Annotated in this window: 3 protein-coding genes, 1 tRNA gene and 2 rRNA genes (1 of these 6 running past the window's edge); 2 read left to right on the top strand and 4 right to left on the bottom strand. The window is 50.2% G+C overall.

Translation table 11 applies throughout. The features are described 5' to 3' along the window. Positions 1 to 318: CoA transferase (locus AB1K62_RS05805; protein WP_367002088.1), on the top strand; the 318-nt coding region annotated here is incomplete at its 5' end. Between the two features lie 42 nt (positions 319 to 360). Beyond that, positions 361 to 825 carry a cytochrome c family protein gene (locus tag AB1K62_RS05810; RefSeq protein ID WP_367002090.1) on the top strand — a complete coding sequence of 155 codons (465 nt, stop codon included), beginning with the start codon at positions 361 to 363 and terminating at the stop codon, positions 823 to 825. Between the two features lie 144 nt (positions 826 to 969). Here the strand turns inward: AB1K62_RS05810 and AB1K62_RS05815 are convergent, their stop codons facing one another. The 4 genes from AB1K62_RS05815 to AB1K62_RS05830 all read right to left on the bottom strand — a co-directional run. Beyond that, positions 970 to 3,468, bottom strand: a complete 2,499-nt coding sequence (locus tag AB1K62_RS05815; RefSeq protein WP_367002092.1) for a membrane-bound PQQ-dependent dehydrogenase, glucose/quinate/shikimate family — start codon at positions 3,466 to 3,468, stop codon at positions 970 to 972. A 358-nt stretch (positions 3,469 to 3,826) separates the two neighbouring features. Beyond that, positions 3,827 to 3,903 (bottom strand) — tRNA-Met (locus AB1K62_RS05820). A gap of 132 nt (positions 3,904 to 4,035) precedes the next feature. Then, positions 4,036 to 4,150 (bottom strand): 5S ribosomal RNA (gene rrf / locus AB1K62_RS05825). A 167-nt stretch (positions 4,151 to 4,317) separates the two neighbouring features. Beyond that, positions 4,318 to 5,000 (bottom strand): 23S ribosomal RNA (locus AB1K62_RS05830) (it continues 2,114 nt past the right edge of the window).

Raw genomic sequence — 5,000 nt, forward strand, 5'->3', positions numbered from 1 at the left:
AAGCTGATCAGCAGTTATACCCGTGATGAACTGATTACCAAACTGGAAGGCACCGGCCTGCCCTTCGCGCCAATCGGTCGCCCCCAGGACATGTTTGATGATCCCCACCTTAACAACGGAGACGGACTTGAGGAAACAATATTACCTGACGGCACAGCGACAAAGCTTCCCGCCCTGCCCATAGCGATGGGCGGCAAACGTCCCTCACAATCATTCACCATGCCCGAACCGGGCGCAGATGTGCATGAAACTCTAGCCGCTTTGGGATATGACGATAAAACTATTGAAGACCTACTTTCCACTGATGCTGTCGGCTAATAAGTTAGCCATCAATGGATGGAATAAATCTGGAAGAATAATATGACCGTAAAAATAACTTTGATATCGGCTGCTACTCTGTTGCTCCTCTCCGCATGTGGTTCAGAAACAGATAGTACGCCTCAAGAAAATAATAATGTGGCTGAAGCTGTAAACACTGATGAAAGCACGGAAAGTGCCGAAACAATGAAAAGCGTGGAAACTGCAGCGGCCCCACCCGCCGGATTTGCACAATGCCGCACCTGTCACACCGTTGAGAAAGATGGACGCGATGGCATTGGCCCCAATCTTTGGGGCGTGGCAGGACATCCTGCAGCACAACAAGCAGGATTCGCCTATTCTCCAGCCATGCGTTCATCCGGACTGACGTGGGACAGCGCGACATTAGACAAATTTTTGAAAGAACCGTTGAAAATCGTGCGTGGAACAAAAATGGCCTATGCAGGTTTGCGTAATGACAAGCAAAGAGCAGAAGTTATAGCATATCTGGAAACACTGAAAGACTAACCATCAGCCACAAATTCTATAGATTCTCTTAGTATCACAGCTGGACGTATTTCTGCGTAGACAGAAATACGTCCAGCTGCGTTTGTTCTATTCGGACGAGACATCCACTGCAATAAAAGAGATATACCGCGGCCCCGGTTCGTATCAGGGTAACGCATAGGCAATAACGGAATCTCCTAGCTTTGTTCCGACATAACCGTGACCACCTGCCACCTGTACGACATATTGTCGCCCGTCGGCGCCTTGATAGCTGATAGGTGTCGACTGACCACCTGCGGGAAGCCTTGCTCGCCACAGGACATCTCCGGTCTCAGAATTATAAGCGCGTAGATAATTATCCGCTGCCGCCGCAAGGAACGCTACACCACCCTTAGTCATAATAGGGCCGCCAATTCCCGGTACGCCAAGCTTAAAAGGTACAGGGACAGGTGCGAGATCGCGCACCGTACCATTAACATGACGATAGCGGGTTTTTCCGTTCGTAAGGTCTACGCCCTGAACATATCCCCACGGAGGTTGCTGGCACGGCAGGCCTAGCGCTGACATGAACGGCTTTACAACCGAAGCATAGGGAGCGCCAAAATTCTCGTTCCCCAAACCATATTGCGGCGCGCTCACGATCGGGTCAAACGTACCGGGTCGTTTAATAAGCTGCGCCGAGAAACCCAAATAGACTGGCATTGCAAACAGCATTTGCCGCTCCGGATCAACAGCGACTCCACCCCAATTGAGCACACCATAGCTGCCCGGATAAGTAAGTGAGCCGTTTTCTGTTGGCGGTGTATAGCGACCAGCATAGGTCATTTTCTGAAACGCTATCCGGCACATCATCTGATCAATCGGGGTAATCCCCCACATCTGAGCACCTGTTGCTTTGGGCGGAGCAAATGAAATAGCAGATACAGGCTGAGAGGGTGAAGGCGTTTCTCCGTCAACCGCGACCTGCGAAACTTGTACTTCCTTGACTGGAAACACAGGTTTGCCGGTGCGGCGGTCAAGAACGAAAACGTCGCCTTGTTTTGTGGGCTGGATCAAGGCAGGAACAAGAGTGTTCTTTATTGTAAGGTCAATAAGTACGGGCTGTGCGGGGACATCATAATCCCATAAGTCGTGGTGAACGGTCTGAAATACCCAAGCAACTTTACCCGTTTTGGCATTCAGCGCGGTCACGGATGAAGCAAAGCGCTCCACCTCTTTTGAACGACCAACCCCATATTGATCAGGCGACGCATTACCCATTGGCAGATAAACCAGATCAAGGTCCGCATCATAGCTAGCGGGAGCCCAGCTATTGGGAACATTTTGCGTGTAAGTTTCACCCAAAGGCAGAGGCTCGGTCGCATCGGGTTTACCGGGATCAAAATTCCACACGAGATTGCCGGTTTTAAGGTCGAATGCGCGCACAACACCTGATGGCAGCTGCGTGGATAGATTATCACCGACTGCACCACCAACAACCACCACGTCGCCAGCAATAAGCACCGGTGAAGTGGTGTAATAAGCGGTAGGACTAATGTTCGGCATGCCTTGCCACAGGTTCACTGTTCCGTCAGCGCCGCCAAATCCAGGGCAGATTACACCAGTTTCGGCGCTAAGCGCAATCAAACGCGCATCACGCGTGGTCAAGAATATCCGGCGCAGACAATCAGGGCGAATTGACTGCTGTGCAAATTCTTGGGGTGAGACGACAGGGTTCGGATCATTCGGTTGTGCCTGTCCCGTAGCAATATTATGAGACACTCCTGCTGCTTTTGTTGTCACTTCCGCACGGCTTTTCAGTATAAGTGCTCGGGCCAGCTTCGCATCGGGAAGAGGACCTTCTGTAACATCCCATCCGCGATCGCTCGCATCATCATAACTAAGGCCACGGCAGGTCACATAATGGCTGAGCTTTGGGTTAAGCGCCACAAGCTTAGGATCAAATTCCCAAAGTTTTTTGCCTGTCGTCGCATCAAGCGCGATTACCTGACTACGCGGCGTACATAAAAAAAGCGTGTTGCCGACTTTCAGCGGGGTCGTTTCAAAAGCGGTTCCTGCTAATTCAGGATGGATATCACCCGCATGAAATTCCCATATTTTTTCCAGTTTCCCGACATTGTCTGGTGTTATCTGGTCTAGCGAAGAATAATGCTGCCCCGCGTTTGTTCCCCCATAAACTGTCCAATCGGTAGCGGGTGCATCAAACTTCTTACCTCTAAAAGCAAATGTCTCGGACTGTCCGGGCGTTTTTATACCATGCGGGTCGGCAAACATGGATATCACACCTATCAGCGCGCCAATGACCACAGAGGCTGTCAAAACGGTAAAATCTTTCGACCACAGGCTCTCATCGCTTTTACGGTTTTTCCAGAAACTCGCTGCAAGCAGAGCTATGCCTAAAATAATGAGCAAACCGCCGCGCGGCGCTAGTGCCCACCAATCAAGGCCGACTTCAACTAGCCCCCATCCCAAAGCATAAAGTACCGCAGCACCGTAAAGAGCAAGCGCGTACCGGCGGTGTAACACCGTAAATATTCCTGACACGACTAATAATATGGCAAGCGGAAGATAGCCCCAGCTTCCGCCAACAGAAACAAGCTGGATACCGCCTATTCCAAGCACAATGCCAAGCAGAAAAACAAGCGAACCGAGCAGTCTCAACATGATATATCTCAAATAATTGAGTAAGGTTAAGTACTCTGCATAATCCGCGCGCCCATGAACAGTCAACCTAACTAGCCGAAGACAGCAGTTTACTTATCGTTTCGTAGAATGAATAAAAGACATATTACCAGTTATCAGAGAATCCGAATATCCGACTAAAGGACAAAATATAGCTGACTATTTGCGTAAGCACGATCCATTAAATGGCAGAACAACCTGATACCCCTCATCAGGAGTGATAGACGCACGGCACCGATCAAAATCACAAAAAGTCGGAATTCCGACTAAATCAAAATCGGAATGAAAGTTGCAACTGAAACAAAAAAGGCGCTAAGCCTTTGGGAAAGCGCCGTTATTTTGGTTGCGGGAGTAGGATTTGAACCTACGACCTTCAGGTTATGAGCCTGACGAGCTACCGGACTGCTCCATCCCGCGCCACCATTAAAAACTGCATTAGAGCAGTTCTAAAAAATAAAAAAGCGGCCGGCCCATATAAGGGACAGGCCGCTTTTTGAAAAGTGAATGGGTTATTTCCTCGTGATTGCATATTCATGCGCCTGCTGCAATGCCTGGCGACGACCTACTCTTCCATGCCTTAAGACAAAGTACCATCGGCGCAATCTGGTTTCACGGCCGAGTTCGAGATGGGATCGGGTGGGGCACAGATGCTATGGCCACCAAGCAATGAAGCAAGCGCATAAACTGTAATCACGGGTCTTTTAATCGATATATCGTTGGTAAAACGCGCATGTCTTAAATCCAAGCACATATTACCGTGGGCTGAGCTTATAATGTCCAGCATCTACGACAAGTTGAATTAATCCAACATTGTTGTTGATGGCGGGATTCTACAAGCGCGAATTGAGTAATTAGGACTGGTTAGCTTCATGCATTACTGCACTTCCACACCCAGCCTATCAACGTGGTGGTCTTCCACGACTCTATGATAACTTATCTTAAGGGAGGCTTCCCGCTTAGATGCTTTCAGCGGTTATCCCGTCCATACATAGCTACCCAGCAGCACGCCTGGCGGCATGACTGGTACACCAGAGGTATGTTCAACCCGGTCCTCTCGTACTAGGGTCAACTCCTTTCAATTATCGACGCCCACGGCAGATAGGGACCAAACTGTCTCGCGACGTTCTGAACCCAGCTCACGTACCACTTTAATTGGCGAACAGCCAAACCCTTGGGACCTGCTCCAGCCCCAGGATGTGATGAGCCGACATCGAGGTGCCAAACGATTCCGTCGATATGAGCTCTTGGGAATCATCAGCCTGTTATCCCCGGCGTACCTTTTATCCGTTGAGCGATGGCCCTTCCACGAGGGACCACCGGATCACTATGACCGACTTTCGTCTCTGCTCGACTTGTCAGTCTCGCAGTCAGGCGGGCTTATGCCATTGCACTCTAACAGACGGTTTCCAACCGTCCTGAGCCCACCATCGCGCGCCTCCGTTACTCTTTAGGAGGCGACCGCCCCAGTCAAACTACCCACCACAGAGGGTCCCTGATCCGGATAACGGACCTAG

The organism is Parasphingorhabdus sp. JC815 (assembly GCF_040717415.1).
GTDB lineage: Bacteria > Pseudomonadota > Alphaproteobacteria > Sphingomonadales > Sphingomonadaceae > Parasphingorhabdus.

Excerpts from the sequence above, each read along its gene's own strand:
- AB1K62_RS05810 (WP_367002090.1), top strand. The coding sequence starts at position 361 with ATGACCGTAAAAATAACTTTGATATCGGCTGCTACTCTGTTGCTCCTC.
- AB1K62_RS05815 (WP_367002092.1), bottom strand. The coding sequence starts at position 3,468 with ATGTTGAGACTGCTCGGTTCGCTTGTTTTTCTGCTTGGCATTGTGCTT.